Origin of the sequence: Acinetobacter sp. BIGb0102, from assembly GCF_003815055.1 — a bacterium.
Lineage (GTDB): Bacteria > Pseudomonadota > Gammaproteobacteria > Pseudomonadales > Moraxellaceae > Acinetobacter > Acinetobacter vivianii.
The window spans coordinates 147,842-166,482 of record NZ_RKQE01000012.1 but is presented as its reverse complement, the minus strand read 5'-3'; the positions used below and the strand labels follow the sequence as shown (position 1 = coordinate 166,482).

Genomic DNA, 18,641 nt, shown 5'->3' with positions numbered 1-18,641 from the left:
AGACTTAGAGGCGTGCTAATGCACGAACAAAACGATTTAGACCTTCATCAATATCCTGTTGAGGAATGATCAATGATGGTGTGAAGCGAACCACATCTGTACCCGCAACCAGAGCCAATAAACCTTCTTCACCCGCTAAGTTCACAATATTTTTGGCTTTACCTGCATATTCATCTTTAAGCACACAGCCGATTAATAACCCTTGACCGCGAATTTCTTTGAATAAGCCATATTCCGCATTGATTTTATTTAAAGCATCAATGAAATATTGATGACGCTGTTTTACGCCATCTAACACTTCAGGTGTATTAATAAATTCAAATACCGCACCAGCAACCGCACAAGCCAATGGGTTACCGCCATAGGTTGTACCGTGATCACCCACTGCATACATGTTGGCATAATGATCTGTGGTGATCATTGCACCAATCGGGAAACCACCACCCAATGCTTTTGCTGTGGTCAAAATGTCAGGCGTTACGCCCGTATTCATATAGGCATACAATGAACCTGTACGGCCGACACCAGTTTGTACTTCATCAAAAATCAGTACCGCACCTTTTTCATCACACAGTGCGCGTAAGCCTTTCAGGAATTCGATATCTGCTGGCAGAACACCACCTTCACCTTGGATCGGTTCAACAATCACGGCACAAGTATTTTCAGTGATCGCTGCTTTTGCTGCTTCAAGGTCATTAAATGCCGTATGTTCAATGCCACCTGGTAATGGTGCAAAGTCTTGAGAATATTTTGGCTGACCACCCGCTGTTACGGTAAATAAAGTACGACCGTGGAAAGCATTTTTAAAAGCAACAATCTGGTTCTTGTTTACATTGCCACTGAGCAAACCAACTTTACGTGCCAGTTTCAACGCCGCTTCATTGGCTTCTGCGCCAGAGTTACAGAAAAACACTTTGTCCGCAAAAGTGCTGTCGACCAATTGTTTTGCAAGGCGTAATACTGGCTCGTTGGTATAACCATTACCAATATGCCACAGCTTTTGAGCTTGTTCAGTTAAGGCTTTTACTGCCACAGGATGTGCATGACCTAAAGCGTTTACCGCGATCCCACCAGCGAAATCAATATATTCTTTATCGTTTTGATCCCACAGACGAGAACCTTCACCACGTACTAAAATGAAATTTGCTGGGGCAAAAACTGGAACCATCCAATCATTAAAATTGCTACGTGTAATTGCGACTTCGCTCATTTTATTTACTCACTTCCTGTTTTTAATCTTCAGACCTGTTGAATGCACAACAAGCCCTTTACTCTAATTTTTAAGGGATGGATTAGCCCGGGAAAATACCGCGTTCTTTACGCGCTTTCAGGATACGTTCACATGCCAGAATATAAGCTGCGGTACGCAAACTGCATTCTTTCTGTGCTGCGGTATTCCAGACATCACCAATCGCTTGAATCATTAATTTATCCAGACGTTCATTGATCTCGTCTTCGCTCCAGAAGTAACTCGCCATATCTTGAACCCATTCAAAATAACTGACGGTTACACCACCCGCATTACAGATCACATCTGGTACAACGGTAATATCACGACTAACAAAGACATCATCCGCTTCTGGATAAGTTGGACCATTCGCACCTTCAAGTACGATTTTGGCTTTTAATTTTTGTGCACGTTCAACAGTGATCTGGCCTTCCAGTGCTGCTGGAATCAGAATATCCATATCAACCGTCCAGAACTCTTCATCTGAAATTACGGTTGAATCAGCAAAGCCCTTCACGCCGCCAGTTTCAACGACATGTTTTTGCAGCGCTTTAACATCCAAGCCTTCTGCATTGAAAATGGTGCCTGTATGGTCTTGTACCGTAACAATTTTTGCGCCTGCATGGCTGAACAGATAGGCAGCTTCATTACCCACGTTACCAAAGCCCTGTACAGCCACTTTACTACCTTCGACTGGTAATTTGATACGCTCTGCAACCTGCATACCAGTCACGAATACACCACGACCTGTGGCACGAACACGACCCAGTGAACCACCTAAATGAACTGGTTTACCCGTTACTACACCTGTGACCGTATGGCCTTTGATGCTTGAGTATGTGTCCATCATCCAACCCATAATATTGGCATTGGTGCCGACATCTGGTGCAGGAATATCAATTTGTGGGCCGATAATTGGACTGATTTCACTGGTAAAACGGCGGGTTAAACGCTCTAATTCACGTGGTGACAATTCTTTTGGATTTACACGGATACCGCCTTTAGCGCCACCGAACGGCAGATTCAATACAGCCGTCTTAATAGTCATCCATGCAGACAATGCCATGACTTCATTTAATTCAACATCTTGGTGATAACGAATACCGCCTTTACCTGGGCCACGTGATAAGTTGTGTTGTACACGATAGCCTTCAAAATGACGGATTGAACCATCGTCCATCACGATTGGAACATCAACAATCAAGGTACGTTTTGGGGTTTTCAATGTGTTGACAAAGTTGCTGAGGTCGGCATCCAGATAAGGTGCTACCCGATCAACTTGAGTAAGAAAAGTTTGCCAAGCACTACCGTTTTGAGCCGCATATGATAAAGACATCATCTATTCCTTAATTAATCAATTGTCCCTGTTATTCACAGATTCCCTTATTTTCAGGGTGTCCTACCCCATCCTCCCTAATACGCACTGTGTTTCTTTTCACTGAATCAAAAATGCTTGGGGTTTTGTATAAGATTATTATTAAGAATCAAATTGATTCACAAAATTCGTTATAATGATTAAAATGAATTATTTTTTATCAATTTGCTAATAGTAAATATCAAAATGAACAATATCGATCATATTATATTAGGATTACTCAAAGACAATGCACGGATGTCCATTACCGATCTGGCGGCCAAAACGCGTGTTTCTCGCGCAACGGTACAGAAACGAATTGAATATATGGAATCGACTGGTGTTATTACAGGTTACACAGTGCGCTTCCGCCCCAGTGCAGAGAAAAATATCATTCGAGCATGGATGAATATTATGGTTGAGGGCACCAAAGCCCAAGCCGTTATCCGCGAATTGCGTCTTGAATCTGCGGTAGAGCGTCTACATACCACCAATGGCAAATGGGATATTCTGGTCGAGCTACAATCAGACAGTCTGGAAAATTTTGATAAGGCTTTGGAACGAATCCGAAATATTTCAGGCATTTACAATAGTGAAACCAGTATTTTATTGTCGACCTATAAAACCTGATCAGGCCAAAATCAGAGATTGTAGATATAAATAAGGGCGCATGATCTGAATGATCATGCGCCCTACAAAAATCACTTATCGCTTAAGCAGTGACACGACGGTAACTACGATATTCTGGTGTCCAGAAATTATCATCAATCACTGTTTTTAACACATCATTACTCATCGGAACAGCCAAGCCATCAGCCATTGCCGCTTTTGCCACTTTAAAAGCAATAAACTTGGACACTTGCTGAATATCATTAATATTCGGCAATAAATCCGCTGCTGGATTCTTCAGGCGTGGTGAACAATCTGCCAATGCGGTACTTGCAGCCATCAGCATAGAGTCACTGATATGCGTTGCGCCACATGCGATGACACCAAGGCCAATTCCCGGGAAGATATATGAGTTATTACACTGCGCAATGCTATAGGCCTTGCCCTGATAATAAACTGGCGCAAATGGACTACCTGTAGCAACAATCGCCGCGCCATCTGTCCATTCGATAATATCTTTAGGTTGTGCTTCCACTTGTGAAGTTGGGTTCGACAGTGGTAGAACAATCGGATGTTTATAATATTTCGCTAAGGTTTTGATCACTTCTTCGCTGAATAAGCCAGCCTGACCAGAAACACCAATCAGGATACTTGGTTTGGCATTTTTCACTACATCCAGTAAACCGACATATTCACCCGTATATTCCCAGTCACTGATGGCACTGGTTGGTGTCGCCAGTTTTTGCTGGAAATCGAGTAAATTCGGCTGTTGATCAGTCATGAGACCAAAACGATCCACCATAAAGATACGTGAACGTGCTTCATGATCACTTAACCCTTCATCCATCATTTGACGAACGATCTGCTCTGCGATACCGCAACCTGCTGAACCCGCACCAACAAACGTAATGGTTTGGTCTTTAAGCTGCTTGCCTTGTGAGCGAGATGCAGCAATCAGGGTTGCCGCTGTTACAGCCGCCGTGCCTTGAATATCGTCATTAAAACAGCAAATCTTGTCTCGATACTGGGTTAATAATGGCATCGCATTCATTTGCGCAAAGTCTTCAAACTGGATCAGTACATCAGGCCAACGCTGACGCACCGCAGTAATAATTTGCTCAACGAATTCATAATATTGCTCACCACGAATACGCGGTTGCTTCCAGCCCATATAGATTGGATCATTCAGCAATTCTTCGTTGTTGGTTCCGACATCAATGGTAATCGGTAAGGTATAGGCAGGACTGATACCACCACAGGCCGTATACAGAGATAATTTGCCGATTGGGATACCCATCCCTCCAATCCCCTGATCGCCTAGACCTAAGATACGTTCGCCGTCTGTAATCACGATGACTTTGACATTTTTCTTATTCACGTTGTGAATAATTTGGTCAATGTACTTACGTTCTGGATAAGAAATGAAGATACCACGGTGACGACGATAAATATCAGAGAAACGCTGGCAGGCTTCCCCTACCGTCGGGGTATAGATAATTGGTAGCATTTCATCCAAATGCTGACTCAATAGGCTATAGAACAGGGTTTCATTGGTATCTTGGATATTTCTTAAATAAATATGCTTATTCAGGTCACTGTCAAATGAAAGGTACTGTTGATAAGAGCGTTGTGTTTGCTCTTCGATGTTTTCAATATTGTATGGAACGAGACCATGTAAATTAAAATTTTCTCTTTCTTCTTCAGAGAAAGCAGAGCCTTTATTTAACAGCGGAAGTTCTAAAAGAGCATTCCCAGCATAGGGAATATATAAAGGTTTTTTGATTTTACTAGGGGTCGCAGGCATACCTTACTCTTGAGATTATCCGTCAAATATATAAAATTTCGTTGCTTAAATTCTTATGCAAAAAGAATTCTGGCGAAGTGAATAATTTACACTAATCCGCCCACGAAACCGAATAATCTGACGGTATGTAAAGTGATTCAACATTTAGGAAATAAATAGTACTCGCTAATAATGCACATTTGTAGTCCATCTGTGGCGATATTTTGTAGGTTTTTTATACGGACAGATAATTTATAAACGAATATTTTATGCAGACCTCATTTCAATCAAGATCTGAGGCCTGCTGGTTCAACAAAAATTTTAGTTATTTTCTTGTTCAAATTCCTGAATCGCTTCTTTTGCGATACGGAAACTATCTACCGCAGCAGGCACGCCACAATAGATTGCAACCTGTAGTAGCACTTCACGGATCTTTTCTTTCGGCACGCCATTTCGTAGCGCACCTTTGACATGAAGTTTAAGTTCATGCGGACGGTTGAGCGCAGAGATCATGGCAAGATTGATCATGCTACGTTCTGGCTTGCTGAGCTCCTCACGCCCCCATACTGCTCCCCAACAATACTCGGTCACCAATTCCTGTAAAGGTAGATTAAAGTCATCCGCATTGTTGATTGAATTATTGACGTAACTTTCTCCAAGCACCTGTTTACGGATTGCTAAACCTTTTTCAAACTTTTCATTGCTCATGGATTCAATCCTCCAAATAAGGTGTATTTGATTTCAAGATAATCTTCGATGCCGTATTTTGAGCCTTCTCGGCCTAAACCTGAATGTTTAATCCCCCCAAAAGGAGCAACTTCATTGGAAATCAGGCCTTTATTAATTCCCACCATACCATATTCAAGTTGCTCGCTCATGCGCCATGCTCGTCCTAAATCCTTGGTATAACAATAAGCAGCTAGACCAAACTCCGTCGCATTCGCCATGTCTATCGCCTGCTGTTCCGTTTCAAATTTAAAAACTGCAGCTAAAGGCCCAAAGGTTTCCTGAGTTGCAACATCCATTTCCGTTGTCGCATCGGCAATAATCGTCGGTTCATAAAAAAGCTCTCCCGCCTGATGACGCTTGCCTCCCGTAATTAAACGTCCTGCTTTGGCTAAAGCATCTGCAACATGTGCTTCAACTTTTTTCACTGCATTACTATTAATTAAAGGGCCAATTTCATTTCCAGCTTCGAGTCCATTACCAATTGCAAAAGCATTTACTTTGGCACTTAATGCGGTAATGAAGCGTTCATAAATACCATCCTGAACCAGAAAACGATTTACACAAACACAGGTTTGCCCAGCATTACGATATTTAGCAATCAATGCCCCTTCAATCGCAGCATCCAGATCGGCATCATCAAAGACGATAAACGGCGCATTGCCGCCCAACTCGAGAGAGACTTTCTTTAAGGTCTGAGCTGAACGCTGGTAAAGTAATTTCCCCACAGGCGTGGAGCCAGTGAAGGTGAACTTGCGTACATCATCACTTTCAAAAATCGCATCACCAATGGTCACGGCATCCCCTGTGATGACACTAAAAATTTCTGCTGGAATACCAGCCTGAATAGCAAGATCAACCAAAGCCAAAGCCGTAAATGGTGTTTCTGGAGCAGGTTTTACAATACAAGGACATCCTGCTGCCAAAGCTGGTGCAACTTTACGGGTAATCATAGCTGCTGGAAAATTCCACGGGGTAATCGCGGCAATGACACCTATCGGCTGTTTGCTTACAATAATACGTGCATCAGGATATGGGCTTGGAATGGTATCCCCATAGACCCGCTTTGCTTCCTCTGCAAACCATTCTACAAAGCTGGCAGCGTATAGGATTTCTCCTCTTGCCTCGGCTAAAGGTTTGCCCTGTTCACTGGTTAAAATAAATGCCAGCTCATCAGCATGTGCGACCATGAGATCAAACCATTTTTTTAAAATAATGGAACGATCTTTAGCTGTCTTATTTTTCCACGTTGCCCAATGCTTCACAGCAGCCTGAATTGCACGATCCGCTTCAGCTTTCCCCATATTCGGCACAGTACCAATCATTTCTTGTGTCGCAGGATTATAAATCTCTGAAGTTTGCTGGTTGTCAGCATCACACCACTGTCCAGCAATAAGCGCTTGTTGGTGGAATAATTGCATTTGTTGAAGTTGCATACACGTTATCCTGTATCGGCGTTGGAATAGGTCAACAGATGATAAAAAATCTGGAAACTATTCCATTTTGTATTATGGCATACCAAATAAATCTTGAAAAAAATTTTCGGTCGCCCGAATTTGATGACTCATCCTAAAAATAATAGAACAATGTCAGGTTTAATAATTTGTTCCACTTCCCATCATCCCCCCGCGCCAGTGAGTCTTGGGTGCCACCAATAAAGGGATCATTCTTACTCATGATATATTCAGCAACCAAAGAAAGCTGTTTATGGTCGATTGCTACACCCAGAATATTACGGGTCGAATCTTGTGCACCAGCCTGATCTTTGTTGTAACGGCTATGCATGAAATAAGGTGTAATATTGCCAATCTGTTTGACATCTTTAAAGGCATAGCCAATATCAGCCGTATAATACGTTGCTTTGTTGGCAACATAATATTCGCTGTCGTATGAACCCATTAATGAAGCTGCAGAGTCAAATGAGTCTTTATTCGTGACATCATTTTTCCCGCCCGTTAATGTGAATCCCAGATTGCCATAATTAAATTTGCTAAATAATGCCCAGGCGTTACGTCTTCCTGTTTTAGACATGGTTTTATTTTCAATTTCCGAAGTCCAGTAAGAGCCGCCAACTTGGGTGCTTAAGCCAGTTAGCCCTAAAGAGATATCTTGCGTTATACGCCCCACCCACATATTTTTTTCCTGTAGATCGCTTTTACTACTGTCATTTGAGCTCACATAATTGGCCGTATAGCGTCCAGAGTCTCGCGTACTTCCTTCGTAATGACCTGCATCTGTAGCAAAATAACCTACATCAAATTGAGTCGCGCTCGGTAATTCAAAGTGATAATTTAAACCAAGGTTATGCACATCTTCTAAACCTGCTGTGGTATTGATACTGCCATATAGGCTATTTCCCCAGAACCTTTCAGGCCCAAAAGGAATGGGTTGCATACCCACCACCACTTGATCAGTCTGATTCAGATGATAGCCAACATAAGCATCAATCAAACTCGAAAAATCACATAAGGTATCGTACTGATAGCAACGATATTCAGCATGTCCAAATAACGGCCCACGTTCATAATCCAGTTTTAACTGTGCAGCATCAAAACGTATTTTATGTTCAGATGCCGCTTCACCAAAATCCTTGTCTTGATAATTGGCACGAACATAGCCCGATATTGTCAACTTGCCCGCATCGGCTGTCGCATCTCCAAAACTGATCCCCGCATAACTTGACGAGATCATGCCCAGCAAAACCGTGGTTAGGGCGAACTGCAAATCAATTTTTTTCATATTCCAGATTCCTTTCTCATCCAGTTCCGCTTATGCATTTGCATTAAATGCAGGACGATTACACTTAATCTTTCCAAGATTAAAGGCGTAATACACCACGAAGCTCACCACCAAACCAATCACCCATGAAATATCGACATCAGGAACAATATTGGCAAATGGCCCAGTAAAGAAAGCATTGGTGAGGAAAGGGATCTGAATCACGATACCTAAGAAATAGGCGATTAAGGCTTTGGCATTGAACTTACCGTAGATGCCACCATCCTGAGCGAAAATAGAGGGAATATCATAAGATTTCTTATTGACGACATAGAAATCCAGCAAGTTAATCGATACCCAAGGAACCAGAATAAATAACAAGGCAAAAATGACATTTAGGAAGAAGCTGATAAAGTTGCTTGAAGCCCAAAGTGCGGTAAAGGTCGCCAGAATTAAAACAATAATGGACAAACTGATACGAACGTTTTTACTCGGCATCCACTGCCCCGCAAAAGTTTGAATCGAAGTAATACAAGACAGCACTGCACCATATAAATTCATGGCATTGTGTCCGATAATATTACACAGGAATAAAATCATCAGCACATAGCCAAACAGTCCTGTTCCAGATTTAACGGCTTCCATGGCATCAGTGGTTGAGCCAATACTCACTGCAACCGTTCCAAAGCTCATCGCAAAGATGGTGCCAAGCGCCGCACCTAAATAGGTATAGATAAAGGGTTTATAAATCCCAATACTTTTAGGCAAATATCTTGAATAATCTGAGGTATAAGGTGAGAAACTGATTTGCCAGACCGCACATAAGCCAAACATGGCGAACCAGCCTTTCAAATTAAACGATCCTTTTGCCAAGACCTCTGCATTAATATGCGGAATCATGATCATCAGGCCGATTAACAATGAACCGCCCATAAACCAAGTACCAATCTTGTTGAACTTATGAATCAGGTGATAGCCAACAATACCGATCGTGGTTGCAGCAATCGCACCAATTACCGTCGCAGTTGGAACAGGGATCGCTGGCACAACAGTATGCAGTGTCTTGCCAGAAAGAATAATATTGGAAATAAAAAAACCGAGATAAATTAACGTGGTAAATAATACAACCAGTAACGCACCGTAACGTCCAAACTGTGCACGGCTCTGGATCATTTGTGGAATACCCACCTGTGGTCCCTGCGCTGAAGTCAGTGCCAGAATAGCTGCACCAAAAAAATGACCACAACAGATCGCGATCAACGCACTGATCAGGCTTAATTTAAAGGTTAACATGGACATTGCCCCAGTAATCACAGCCAAAGGTGCAATATTGGTACAAAACCACAAGGTAAATAGATCCCGAACTTTTCCGTGACGTTCCGAAGGATCCACATAATCAATTGAATGACTTTCTATCACGAAAGCATTTTTCTCATTTTGGCTCATATCCTTAATCTCTCTTTGAGGAACTCATTTCCTCAATATCAATTCGTGAGAGTAAATGTAGGTTTCACAACCTGCCTTGCCAGTGCCATATCCTGATGACCTGACATTTATTTCTGTTTTTTCAGCTCATTGTTGAGCGATATGCATGAAAGCTCAGGAAAAAAGATAAAAGAGCTTCGGTCGACACATGAAGCATGCTCAACAAAAACTAGCTTTTCTCACTCAGCTTGGGATTTATGGAATTTCAGCGTTCTGCATTTTCATGTTTTCATCCTTGAAATTAAAAATCCTGAACTCGACCTTTTGCAGCGTTATCGCATCACAAAAGGATCATCAATCGGTTGATCTGAGGTACGCAACCAGACTGTTTTTGTAGTGGTGTAATCCAGTACGGCATCAGAGCCACCTTCACGACCATGACCTGATAAACCATGACCGCCAAAAGGCGCCAGTGGAGAAACGGCGCGATAAGTATTCAACCAGACAATGCCTGAACGAATGGCTTTGGTCATACGATGTGCGCGGCTCAAGTTATTGGTAAACACACCTGCTGCCAGTCCATAAGGGGTGTTGTTGGCTTTTTGAACCGCCTCTGCTTCGCTACTAAAACTCACCACAGACAAGACTGGCCCAAATAACTCAGTCATGACACAATCTGCCTGCGGGACATCACTACAATCCAGAATTGTTGGGGGATAGTAATACCCTGCTCTTGGCAATGATTTTCCGCCAGTTAATAATTTTGCGCCTTGCTGAATTGAGCTGGCCACGACCTGCTCAATTTTTTCACGTTGACGTAATGTACATAAGGGCCCGTATTCTGTTGCCATGTCTTCGGGTAAACCAATATTGATAGTTTGTACCCGCTCAACCAGACGCTGCACAAATTCATCTTTAATACTTGCCTCAACCAGCAACCGTGAACCTGCAACACAACTTTGTCCTGTTGCCGCAAAAATTGCCGCAACTTGAGCATTGACCGCACTTTGCAGATCCGCATCAGCAAATACAATAAACGGAGATTTGCCACCTAACTCAAGCGATACTTTTGCCAAATTTTCAGCAGAATTACGGACAATATGCCGTGCTGTTTCAGGGCCACCGGTAAATGCCACATGTGCAACATCTGGATGACTACTTAACACTGCTCCACATTCGGGGCCAAAACCAGTAATGACATTCACGACACCTGCTGGAAAACCGGCTTCATGCACCAAACGCGCGAAAGCAAGTAAAGGGGCTGGACCCTCTTCTGATGCTTTCAGTACAACAGTACATCCAGCGGCCAAAGCGGGCCCCAGTTTGACTGCCGAGAGAAACAACTGACTATTCCACGGTACAATCGCTGCAATCACACCAACAGGTTCGCGGATTGTCCAAGCCTGCATATCCTGCTTATCAATTGGTAAATAACTGCCTTCAAGCTTGTCGGCAATGCCTGCGTAATAGCGATAATACTCAGCGACATAGGCAATCTGACTTGAAGTTTCGCGAATGATTTTTCCTGTATCGCTGGTTTCATATTGAGCCAGTTGTGGCGCAGCTTGTTCAATCAGCTCTGCCAGTTTATAAAGCAGTTTACCTCGTTGAGAAGCCGTTAAACCTGCCCAAGCACTATCCTGTAAAGCATGAGTGGCGGCTGCCACAGCACGGTTCACTTCATCACGGCGTGCTTCCGGCATTTTCGCCCAGACTTGCCCTGTTGCTGGATTAATACTATTAAACTGGGCAGCACCGTCTTCAAATTGACCATTAATATATAACTGGAATTGAGAAGTCATGTTCTTCTCTCCTATGCAAATGCAGGCATCACGTCATTGATCATACGCAGTAACGAGGCTTTTTTACGTTCAAAGCTCATTCCAGTATCAATCCAGAATGAATACTCGTTATATCCCATCGCCTCATAGGCTTTTAAACGGTCGATCACTTCCTGCGCTTCACCAATCACGTTATTTTGACGCATTGCTTCTGGGGTGTAGAAAGGATGTTGGGCCATTTCTTCTTTACTGATAGGTGCGATGAGACCTTGATTAATTTCACGCTCATTTTTAAACCATGCACCAAAATAATTATAGAAAGCATTAATTTCTTCTGCTGCAACTTGTGCATCTGCCTCACTCTCTGCCACATAAGTATGGCGGAGTAACATAATTTGCGGACGTGGAATATCAGCAAACTTTTCACAAGCGGCATTGAAATGCCCCATCAGTTTCTCAACTTCATCATCCCCAAAATGCAGCGGTGTGACCTGTACATTACAACCATTTTGTACTGCAAATTCATGGCTATTTGGATCACGTGCCGCCACCCAGATTGGAGGGAATGGCTGTTGTAAAGGCTGTGGTGCGGAGGTGGTTTTTGGGAACTGCCAAAACTCGCCCTTATGTTCGTAGTCACCTTTCCAGAGATTTTTGATAGCAGGAATCATTTCACGCAGACGTTGCCCTGCACTCCATGCATCCATCCCAGGGACCATCCGCTCATATTCAAATGAGTAAGCGCCTCGTGCAATCCCGATATCTAAACGACCATTGGTAATGATATCAGTCATGGCCGCTTCGCCAGCCAACTTGATCGGATGCCAGAAAGGAGCAACCACTGTGCCTGTACCCAAGCGCACATTTTTGGTCTTATTGGCCAGATCAGCCAAATTGATAAACGGATTCGGTGCAATGGTAAAATTCATGGCATGATGCTCACCCGTCCAGATCGCATGCATGCCTCCCTGATCTGCAATCTGGCACAGTTCAATCATCTCATCATAAAGCTGTTTCTGCGTTTGCTGATCAGAAACACGTTCCATGTGTACAAATAATGAAAAACGCATAGTTAAACTTCCTCTTTAACAATTTGACGAACCGTACCACTGGTTTGATTACCGTAATAAACACCATAAGTTTTAAGATAATTTTCTTTGCGATAACGCATCAACATGCTTTGCAAAGCCCCATCTACAAAAGTGAGCTGCTCAAGATCATTCAAATCGATGAATTGACCTTTATGTGCGGTTGCAACAGGGGTATTACACAAGAAAGCAATATATTGCTGTTGTGTTGTCACATCGTCATACACGGAATAAATAAAACTTGCTGATGCATCAGGTTGATAAGCTGCAAAGATTTTTTCTAAGGCTTTTTCCGCACCATCTTTGTCGACCACCAGATGTGGCAGAGTCCATTTATTGTCAGCAGTTTGTTCCAACAGAATCTGGTTCTCATGGCCTATCAAAGCCATCATCATCACTTTCATGCTTGAAATGACATCGGTCGATGATTTCGCTGGAGTAAAATAGGCACCACGATAATAACCAAGACCTGCAAAACCTGCCGAAGCAAAATTTTCAACTTTACCAATCAGAATGGCATGGTCACCTGCATCAACGATTTGATAGGTGGTACAGTCAAACCATGCGCTGACATGATCAATAATCGGGTTTTGGTATTCACTTTTTGTCCATGCAAGATTTGCAAAACGGTCATCACTTGGACGGGCAAAGGTATTCGACACATCCTTTTGTTCTTCTGCCAAAATATTGATGGCAAAGTGTTTTGTATTTGCAAAGTGTTGATAATTGCTTGATGTCTTGGCAATGCTGACGAGCAGCAAAGCTGGGTCCAAAGACACCGAAGCAAAAGAGTTTGCGGTAAAGCCTAATGGCATTCCATCATCTTTACAGGTCGTCACTACCGTAACACCCGTCATAAAAGAGCCAAAGGCATCACGTAGTTCACGTATCTTGTTTATTGTATCCATTTCACTCATTGCCATATTCCTTCATTGAGCAACTTAGACGCTGGTTTCCAACCACGCTTGCATTGCACTATTGACTTGATCTGGAGCCGTCAGGTTGACCATGTGACGCTCATTCTCAATCACGATCGCCTTACCCTTTTTTGCCTGACTGGCCATTTGTATTGCCATTTCCGCAGTAGAGTTGGGATCACCCGTACCTGTTAAAATCAAGGCTGGACATCCAATGTTAGGCCATTGATCCGCATAAACTGCATCACCTCGTGCAAAAGCAGCATAAGCAGTGGCATAACCCGACATATCCACTTCCTGTAACCAGGATTTCACTTTTGAGGCAGCCTGACGTTCAACATCACTCTGACCAAACCAGCGTTGTAATGGGGTCTCGATATCGATATGACCGGTTTTTAATTCTTCGGCACGTTGAATCACTGCATCTTTAGCTTCCGCTGAACGCTTATAGACTCCATTGAGCACAGCCATACGCTTCACTAAATCAGGACGAGTTGCGCTGACGCCTGTGGTGATTAAAGATCCCATAGAATGTCCAGCCAAATTCACAGCGCCAACATCCAAAGCGATAATCAATTCGATGGTCCAGTCCACAAAATCCTGTAACTGGGCATCATCTGCTAATTTTGTACTTTGTCCGTGGCCTGGCATATCCACTGAAATCACCCGATAATGTTTCGAGAAGAATTCGATTTGTGGATACCATGCTGCTGCTTGCATCCCAACACCATGAATCAGAACCAGCGGTTCTCCTTCGCCCTGCTCAAAATAATGAGCAATGCGGTTATTTGACAGCTGCAGGGTTTTTGAGATCATGACCTAACTCTTCCAAATCTTGATAACGATCTCCAATACGATGATGTGGTCGACCACCTGTCGCAGCACCAATCACCACCACCAGCTCGTCAGCAGCAGGTGCATCTGGAATTGCAAATTGTAAAGTCAAATAATGGGAACGACGTCCTTCATCATTCTTGTCCATCATTGGAATCAAGATCGGCGCATTGGCTGGGCCACGGGTATTATTAAATGCCAGATATGATTTTGCTCCCACTGCACTGCGATAAGTATTGCCAAAATGCAAGGTATGAATCAGTGCAGAGGCATGTTCAAGTTCACCCTCCAGCCCGACTACAGCACTTTTACCAAAGGCTTGTACCGCTTCGCCAGAACCAACTTCGTCAAGAATCAGTTGGGTCAAATGTTCACTCAGAATGGGTGCAATACGGCGGATTTCAGGTGCAAGGTTTTCAACATAGCCCTGACCTGCCCAAGGATTTTTGATCACAGCTGCTGCTGCCACCATTTTTAAAGGTGTTGGTGCTTCTTTGCCACCATCAATATAGGTGGTTTCCACATGGAGCACAGTTTTACGGATTAGATTCATTGTTCTTCCTTGCGTGTGAATTTATCTTGTCATTCGTATTATGGTATACCATAATACATAATGAAAAAAAAGCAAGAGTTTGCTATGCTAATTTTTAGCAAAGAACATGTAACAAAATTCTGCATTATTAAAATCGGGAAAGATGAATTTCTATGAATCTTAAAATTGAAAATCCACCTGTGACTTTGCGTGAGCTCTGTCTGGATAAAGTGCGTAATGCCATTATTACAGGTTATTTTCCCTCTGGAAAAAGACTGGTTGAACGGACACTTTGTGAAGAACTGGGTGTAAGCCGTTCTGTGGTGCGGGAAGTGATTCGCTATCTCGAAGCAGAAGGTCTTGTTGAAATCTTGCCCAATAAAGGTCCAATTGTTTCATTACTGGACTGGGAAATTGCCTCACAAATCTATGAGATTCGTCTTTTACTCGAGCAAAGTGCGGTTGCAGATTGTACCCAAAATCTTACTGAACAAACCACTCAGCAATTGCAGCACTTATTAGCTGAGCTTGAACAGGCATTTGCTGCGGATGATATCAATTTAATTATTGCTACCTCTGCAAAGCTTTATGAAACTATTTTTACCACAGCAAAACATTATATTGCCTGGGAAGTGGTGCAACGCTTGAATGGTCGTATTAGCCGTCTGCGTGCCATGACCATGAAATCTACCAAACGTGAAATTTCAGGTTACCAACGTATCAAAAATATGTGTGAAGCCATCTACTTGCATAAAGATGCTGACAAAGCCAAGCAAGCTGTTGCAGAACATATTGCAGAAGCAGCATCTGTGGCAAAAAATATTTTGAATAGTTAATCACGAAAACGGAAACATAAGGCTGATGAAGCCTTAACTGACATAAGGATATAAGAATGTCTGCTTACTGGATTGCTCACGTTACCATCCATGATCTGGAGCAATATAAACAATATATGGCCTTGGCACCGCATGCTTTTGAAAAATATGGAGCAAAATTTCTTGCAAGAGGCGGTAACTCGACTTGTCTGGAAGGCACAGCATATCAGCGTCATGTCATTATTGAATTTTCTGACTTAGAAACAGCGCAGGCTTGTTACCATTCAGAAGAATATTTGAAAGCACGACTGGCTCGTAAAGATTGTGCTGATGTGATGATCAGTATTGTAGAAGGTCTGGATTAAGCTGGATCGGCATAAAAGAGCATTCTTTAAAGCTTCTTTTATGCCATTTCCAACACAAAAGTCACCTGATCCCAATTGGATATCAGTCTAACTTTATTCATATCATTCTAATTTTTAAGCCCGCTTTTTCTTGGATTTCTTGGTAAAGAAACTCAATGCATGTGAATAATGAGTCGGCGTAATACGCTGAATCAGATCAATGATTTTTGCATCATTTCCAATCAGGACACGTGCTTTATCTGCTTTCACAGCCTCAAGAATAATTTTGGCAGCTTGTTCAGGTGGTGTTTTCAACACTTTGTTAAAGGCCTGACTGGCTTTAGCTGGATTCATCCCCAAAGCACGAATACTGTCACTCATACGTGCACTATTGGCAATGTTGGTTCGAATCCCTCCAGGATGTACACAGGTTGAACTCACCCCATTCTGTTGCAGCTTTAACTCTTGGCGCAATGATTCCGTAAAACCACGAACTGCAAATTTCGTTGCATTATAGGCACTTTGAGTCGGTTGAGCTGTTAAACCAAACAGACTGGAAATATTCACAATGTGCCCTTCGCCACTCTGCTTCAAATAAGGCAAAAACTCTTTGGTGCCATAGACCACACCCCAAAAGTTAATCTTTAAGATCCAGTCCAGTTCCTCATAATCCATCCCTTCAACGGTACTTGCCAGCGCCACACCCGCATTATTAAAAATCAGGTTAATCTTGCCATGTGCTTTAAAACTCTGTTCTGCCCATTCACGGACAGCTTCCTGATCAGAAACATCCAGTTGTGTCAGGGTAACATTGACAGGATATTGCTGTAACAAGGCCTTCGTCTCTTGCAATCCCTGTTCATTGACATCACTCAAAGCTAAATGTGCGCCTTGCTGTGCCAGTAAAAGTGCAAGCTGTCGGCCAATCCCTGAACCTGCGCCTGTAATTGCAGCGACTTTCTGATTAAAATTTTTCATGGGTAGACTCTAGATGAAGTTGATAAAAATGGGCTGCATTTTGTCTAAAAATGGCTTGCATCGCCTGCTCACCATAAGGGTGCAGCATCTGGATATAAGCCTGCACAAGGTCATTTAATGTCGCATTAGCTTTATCCATCGGAAAATTAGACGCATACATAATGCGGTTGACGCCAAAGACCTGAACGGCATGTTCAAGCAATGGGCTGAGTATATTCACGATTTCAGCAGGCGTTGCTGTTCGTTTTTGTTGATAAAAGCGATGTCCTAATACTGGCATCATCAAGCCTGAAATTTTGGCATAGACATTTTTCTGTTCAGCCAGAACTGCAATATCTTGTTGCCATTGTTTAAAAATGGTCTCACGCTGCGATGCTGTAATCCCCGTTTTCTTACCCACAGCTCCAAACAAGCCAGCAGGTGTCGCCAGATGATCAACGACGATACGAGTTTGAGGAAATTGTTTCGCCAGACTGGTGATTTCTGCTAACTGAGTGGAATATCCCCATGCATCAAAAGATAAATCCATTTTTGCAAGTTGTTCAAAACCTTTTAAGAATTTCTTGTCACGATAAAGATGAGGCCGATCACACCATCGATAAATGCCACTATCCTCATGCCAGGCCGCCATTTTACGAATACCACGAAAGAGTGGGCTCACCTGCTGATGAGCTTTAAGAATGTCTTTGAATTTTCGGTCTCTTGGATCAGCCGCAGCAACGATGGCACCCAGCTTTAAACCGTGACGATTAAAATCTAATTGCTTGATCCAGTTGGTTTCTTCCACCACACCCAAGCCTTTGTGATGATGCCAGTTTGCTTCGACATGCACCACGCTTTCTACAGGAAATAAGCTGCTATCCTTTTGATAATGCGCTGGTAAATAGGGATTCAATGCGTATTGAGTTGTACCTAATGTCTCTAATAAAGGCTTAGGTTTGACTAAACGAACAACACGATCCATAACAGCGGGATATTTCCCTAAAGCTTTTACCAATACAGCAGCAGAATGCGGTGTGTGATAAGGATCCCATTGATGGATATGTGGATCAATGATCGAAAAGCCTAATTCTTCCATGTGTTAACTCAATATAATTATTTTAAAATGGCGATAATTTATCTAACTTTAACCGTAATTCATCACTGTAGCCTACTGAACAAGTTAGTATGAATAAAATGATTTATTTCAATATGACATTATGAATACGATTCATTTATTTTTTCTTTTATCTTTAAGAATTAGAAATTCATCAACAATTTCAATAAATTGAAATACATTTATCTCAAATAAATTAATTCCCAAGGAACAAATAAAAAACTCAAAATAATTTACGTATTATCAAACTCTTATTTTTTTAAGCTTCCTACTTTTCAGCAAGTTCTTGTAAATGATTCCTATTTAAATATACTGAGCACGCTTTTATCGCTGCATTGACCCAAATTGTCATCAGATTGATAGCCTCTTTTCTCCAGTCTCTACCCTATTTTTGGTATCGCTCAGGTATTCCT

17 protein-coding genes are annotated in these 18,641 nt (G+C 42.5%); 3 read left to right on the top strand and 14 right to left on the bottom strand.

Features of this window, described 5'->3' with window-relative positions; genetic code table 11:
* Window positions 1-4 precede the first annotated feature (4 nt).
* Together EC846_RS09625 and EC846_RS09620 are read right to left on the bottom strand one after the other, a co-directional pair.
* The gene (locus tag EC846_RS09625; protein WP_123775034.1) at window positions 5-1,210 is read right to left on the bottom strand and encodes an aspartate aminotransferase family protein; all 1,206 of its coding nucleotides are present in this window, start codon (window positions 1,208-1,210) and stop codon (window positions 5-7) included.
* An 82-nt stretch (window positions 1,211-1,292) separates the two neighbouring features.
* The gene (locus EC846_RS09620; protein WP_123775033.1) at window positions 1,293-2,567 is read right to left on the bottom strand and encodes a Glu/Leu/Phe/Val family dehydrogenase; all 1,275 of its coding nucleotides are present in this window, start codon (window positions 2,565-2,567) and stop codon (window positions 1,293-1,295) included.
* 222 nt (window positions 2,568-2,789) lie between these two features.
* On the opposite strand from EC846_RS09620, the gene EC846_RS09615 reads away from it, so the two are divergent.
* The gene (locus EC846_RS09615; protein ID WP_004771166.1) at window positions 2,790-3,212 is read left to right on the top strand and encodes an Lrp/AsnC family transcriptional regulator; all 423 of its coding nucleotides are present in this window, start codon (window positions 2,790-2,792) and stop codon (window positions 3,210-3,212) included.
* An 82-nt stretch (window positions 3,213-3,294) separates the two neighbouring features.
* Here the strand turns inward: EC846_RS09615 and EC846_RS09610 are convergent, their stop codons facing one another.
* The 10 genes from EC846_RS09610 to EC846_RS09565 all read right to left on the bottom strand — a co-directional run bounded on the left by EC846_RS09610 (window position 3,295) and on the right by EC846_RS09565 (window position 15,016).
* Window positions 3,295-4,995 (bottom strand): NAD-dependent malic enzyme, encoded by a 1,701-nt coding sequence (locus EC846_RS09610; RefSeq protein WP_005256577.1) that lies wholly within the window; start codon window positions 4,993-4,995, stop codon window positions 3,295-3,297.
* 300 nt (window positions 4,996-5,295) lie between these two features.
* The gene (locus EC846_RS09605) at window positions 5,296-5,682 is read right to left on the bottom strand and encodes a carboxymuconolactone decarboxylase family protein (RefSeq protein ID WP_004771163.1); all 387 of its coding nucleotides are present in this window, start codon (window positions 5,680-5,682) and stop codon (window positions 5,296-5,298) included.
* Entirely contained in the window at window positions 5,679-7,136 is a 1,458-nt protein-coding gene (locus EC846_RS09600; RefSeq protein WP_123775032.1) for an NAD-dependent succinate-semialdehyde dehydrogenase, read from the bottom strand. The genes EC846_RS09605 and EC846_RS09600 overlap by 4 nt, the downstream gene beginning before the upstream one ends.
* 133 nt (window positions 7,137-7,269) lie before the next feature.
* A complete protein-coding gene (locus EC846_RS09595) occupies window positions 7,270-8,439 on the bottom strand; it encodes a hypothetical protein (RefSeq protein ID WP_123775031.1) in 1,170 nt (389 codons plus the stop codon).
* Between the two features lie 30 nt (window positions 8,440-8,469).
* A complete protein-coding gene (locus tag EC846_RS09590; RefSeq protein WP_123775030.1) occupies window positions 8,470-9,864 on the bottom strand; it encodes a purine-cytosine permease family protein in 1,395 nt (464 codons plus the stop codon).
* Between the two features lie 311 nt (window positions 9,865-10,175).
* Window positions 10,176-11,645 carry a (Z)-2-((N-methylformamido)methylene)-5-hydroxybutyrolactone dehydrogenase gene (tgnC, locus tag EC846_RS09585; RefSeq protein ID WP_123775029.1) on the bottom strand — a complete coding sequence of 490 codons (1,470 nt, stop codon included), beginning with the start codon at window positions 11,643-11,645 and terminating at the stop codon, window positions 10,176-10,178.
* Window positions 11,646-11,656: 11 nt separating this feature from the next.
* On the bottom strand, window positions 11,657-12,694 hold the full coding sequence (gene tgnB / locus EC846_RS09580; protein ID WP_123775028.1) for a flavin-dependent trigonelline monooxygenase oxygenase component: 1,038 nt from the start codon (window positions 12,692-12,694) through the stop codon (window positions 11,657-11,659).
* Between the two features lie 2 nt (window positions 12,695-12,696).
* Entirely contained in the window at window positions 12,697-13,629 is a 933-nt protein-coding gene (gene tgnA / locus EC846_RS09575) for a flavin-dependent trigonelline monooxygenase reductase component (RefSeq protein ID WP_062846743.1), read from the bottom strand.
* Between the two features lie 24 nt (window positions 13,630-13,653).
* Window positions 13,654-14,445: an alpha/beta fold hydrolase gene (locus EC846_RS09570; RefSeq protein WP_004771152.1), complete on the bottom strand. Its 792-nt coding sequence runs from the start codon at window positions 14,443-14,445 to the stop codon at window positions 13,654-13,656.
* A complete protein-coding gene (locus EC846_RS09565) occupies window positions 14,414-15,016 on the bottom strand; it encodes an amino acid synthesis family protein (RefSeq protein ID WP_004771151.1) in 603 nt (200 codons plus the stop codon). Before EC846_RS09565 ends, EC846_RS09570 begins: the two co-directional genes overlap by 32 nt.
* A gap of 152 nt (window positions 15,017-15,168) precedes the next feature.
* Between EC846_RS09565 and EC846_RS09560 the strand changes: the two genes are divergently transcribed.
* Window positions 15,169-15,831 carry a GntR family transcriptional regulator gene (locus EC846_RS09560; RefSeq protein ID WP_123775027.1) on the top strand — a complete coding sequence of 221 codons (663 nt, stop codon included), beginning with the start codon at window positions 15,169-15,171 and terminating at the stop codon, window positions 15,829-15,831.
* 56 nt (window positions 15,832-15,887) lie between these two features.
* Complete coding sequence (locus EC846_RS09555; RefSeq protein ID WP_123775026.1) at window positions 15,888-16,175, top strand: DUF1330 domain-containing protein; 288 nt, start codon at window positions 15,888-15,890, stop codon at window positions 16,173-16,175.
* Window positions 16,176-16,289: 114 nt separating this feature from the next.
* On the opposite strand, the gene EC846_RS09550 is transcribed toward EC846_RS09555, so the two are convergent.
* Together EC846_RS09550 and EC846_RS09545 are read right to left on the bottom strand one after the other, a co-directional pair.
* Window positions 16,290-17,132, bottom strand: coding sequence for an SDR family NAD(P)-dependent oxidoreductase (locus EC846_RS09550; RefSeq protein WP_062846741.1), 843 nt, complete (start codon window positions 17,130-17,132; stop codon window positions 16,290-16,292).
* Window positions 17,119-18,210 (bottom strand): amidohydrolase family protein, encoded by a 1,092-nt coding sequence (locus EC846_RS09545; RefSeq protein ID WP_123775025.1) that lies wholly within the window; start codon window positions 18,208-18,210, stop codon window positions 17,119-17,121. Before EC846_RS09545 ends, EC846_RS09550 begins: the two co-directional genes overlap by 14 nt.
* Between the last annotated feature and the right edge of the window lie 431 nt (window positions 18,211-18,641).

Excerpts from the sequence above, each read along its gene's own strand:
- EC846_RS09625 (WP_123775034.1), bottom strand. The coding sequence starts at position 1,210 with ATGAGCGAAGTCGCAATTACACGTAGCAATTTTAATGATTGGATGGTT.
- EC846_RS09620 (WP_123775033.1), bottom strand. The coding sequence starts at position 2,567 with ATGATGTCTTTATCATATGCGGCTCAAAACGGTAGTGCTTGGCAAACT.
- EC846_RS09615 (WP_004771166.1), top strand. The coding sequence starts at position 2,790 with ATGAACAATATCGATCATATTATATTAGGATTACTCAAAGACAATGCA.
- EC846_RS09610 (WP_005256577.1), bottom strand. The coding sequence starts at position 4,995 with ATGCCTGCGACCCCTAGTAAAATCAAAAAACCTTTATATATTCCCTAT.
- EC846_RS09605 (WP_004771163.1), bottom strand. The coding sequence starts at position 5,682 with ATGAGCAATGAAAAGTTTGAAAAAGGTTTAGCAATCCGTAAACAGGTG.
- EC846_RS09600 (WP_123775032.1), bottom strand. The coding sequence starts at position 7,136 with ATGCAACTTCAACAAATGCAATTATTCCACCAACAAGCGCTTATTGCT.
- EC846_RS09595 (WP_123775031.1), bottom strand. The coding sequence starts at position 8,439 with ATGAAAAAAATTGATTTGCAGTTCGCCCTAACCACGGTTTTGCTGGGC.
- EC846_RS09590 (WP_123775030.1), bottom strand. The coding sequence starts at position 9,864 with ATGAGCCAAAATGAGAAAAATGCTTTCGTGATAGAAAGTCATTCAATT.
- tgnC (WP_123775029.1), bottom strand. The coding sequence starts at position 11,645 with ATGACTTCTCAATTCCAGTTATATATTAATGGTCAATTTGAAGACGGT.
- tgnB (WP_123775028.1), bottom strand. The coding sequence starts at position 12,694 with ATGCGTTTTTCATTATTTGTACACATGGAACGTGTTTCTGATCAGCAA.
- tgnA (WP_062846743.1), bottom strand. The coding sequence starts at position 13,629 with ATGAGTGAAATGGATACAATAAACAAGATACGTGAACTACGTGATGCC.
- EC846_RS09570 (WP_004771152.1), bottom strand. The coding sequence starts at position 14,445 with ATGATCTCAAAAACCCTGCAGCTGTCAAATAACCGCATTGCTCATTAT.
- EC846_RS09565 (WP_004771151.1), bottom strand. The coding sequence starts at position 15,016 with ATGAATCTAATCCGTAAAACTGTGCTCCATGTGGAAACCACCTATATT.
- EC846_RS09560 (WP_123775027.1), top strand. The coding sequence starts at position 15,169 with ATGAATCTTAAAATTGAAAATCCACCTGTGACTTTGCGTGAGCTCTGT.
- EC846_RS09555 (WP_123775026.1), top strand. The coding sequence starts at position 15,888 with ATGTCTGCTTACTGGATTGCTCACGTTACCATCCATGATCTGGAGCAA.
- EC846_RS09550 (WP_062846741.1), bottom strand. The coding sequence starts at position 17,132 with ATGAAAAATTTTAATCAGAAAGTCGCTGCAATTACAGGCGCAGGTTCA.
- EC846_RS09545 (WP_123775025.1), bottom strand. The coding sequence starts at position 18,210 with ATGGAAGAATTAGGCTTTTCGATCATTGATCCACATATCCATCAATGG.